This is a genomic window from Loigolactobacillus rennini DSM 20253 (genome assembly GCF_001436505.1).
GTDB lineage: Bacteria > Bacillota > Bacilli > Lactobacillales > Lactobacillaceae > Loigolactobacillus > Loigolactobacillus rennini.
The window spans coordinates 1-1042 of record NZ_AYYI01000102.1; the positions used below are offsets into that span (position 1 = coordinate 1).

1 protein-coding gene and 1 CRISPR repeat array are annotated in these 1042 nt (G+C 41.9%); the gene reads left to right on the forward strand.

Annotated features, from left to right (window positions below; translation table 11 throughout):
- The first annotated feature begins 12 nt into the window (after positions 1-12).
- A complete protein-coding gene (locus FC24_RS10375) occupies positions 13-171 on the forward strand; it encodes an ArsC/Spx/MgsR family protein (protein WP_083485693.1) in 159 nt (52 codons plus the stop codon).
- Positions 172-526: 355 nt separating this feature from the next.
- Positions 527-1018: a CRISPR direct-repeat array (repeat unit 32 nt; unit sequence ATTTCAATTCACGCACCCATATAGAGTGCGAC).
- Positions 1019-1042: the final 24 nt, after the last annotated feature.

A 1042-nucleotide genomic window follows, 5' to 3' on the forward strand; every position in this document is an offset into this window, starting at 1 on the left:
GACACACTGGCTATGCTTTGCGCAGAACCGCGCCTGTTGCGGCGGCCGATTATTGTGGATGCGCACAAAGTACAAATTGGTTTTAATGATGACGAAATCCGGCAATTCGTCCCCCGCCACATCCGCCGGTTAGAATTTATGCGGACATTGGCAAATGCAGCTGAATTTTAATAACCTTTAACTAATTAAATGTCTAGTAATAACGAAATAAGGACAACTCACTAATGTGAATTGTCCCTATTTTTATGTATTATTCAACAACTCATAATACATAACCAGTAGTCTGCTGATTTACTCCAAATAAACATGAATAAATTGGTAGTGTTCACTGTTAACGATGGCACCGTAGTTAGCCAGTTTACTTGCTCTGGTCGCGATGAATTTGATAATAATCTGGCAATCCAGCTTGTCCGCTGTAAGTAGTCACATCATAATAAAGCCACTTATCTGCCTGGTACGTTACCTGGCTAGTATGCATTATGCATTGACGGAAAACCAGTAATGGGCACCTGCTAAATCACTATCAGTTTAAATTCACGCACCCATATAGAGTGCGACCCTTTACCCCAGAAATTAACCGCTCCACGGTTTTATTTCAATTCACGCACCCATATAGAGTGCGACACCCGCTGGTGTTTTTTTATTTCGGATAAAATTTCCATTTCAATTCACGCACCCATATAGAGTGCGACCAAAGTCAATCAGTAAGAAAAAGCTACTTGATGATTTCAATTCACGCACCCATATAGAGTGCGACGGCTGTTTTTGCAAAAGCAATTAATCAGGATCCATTTCAATTCACGCACCCATATAGAGTGCGACTTACCACCAATATGCCCAGAGCACAGAGTTTTGATTTCAATTCACGCACCCATATAGAGTGCGACGTGGCTATGATGGCAAACAGTCGTTAGGTGCCATATTTCAATTCACGCACCCATATAGAGTGCGACACCAGTGCCAATCATCTGCTTTACTAAGTAATCATTTCAATTCACGCACCCATATAGAGTGCGACATGACACTTGACAGCTCCGGTAAC

Coding starts and splice junctions, on each gene's coding strand:
- FC24_RS10375 (WP_083485693.1), top strand. CDS start 13: ATGCTTTGCGCAGAACCGCGCCTGTTGCGGCGGCCGATTATTGTGGAT.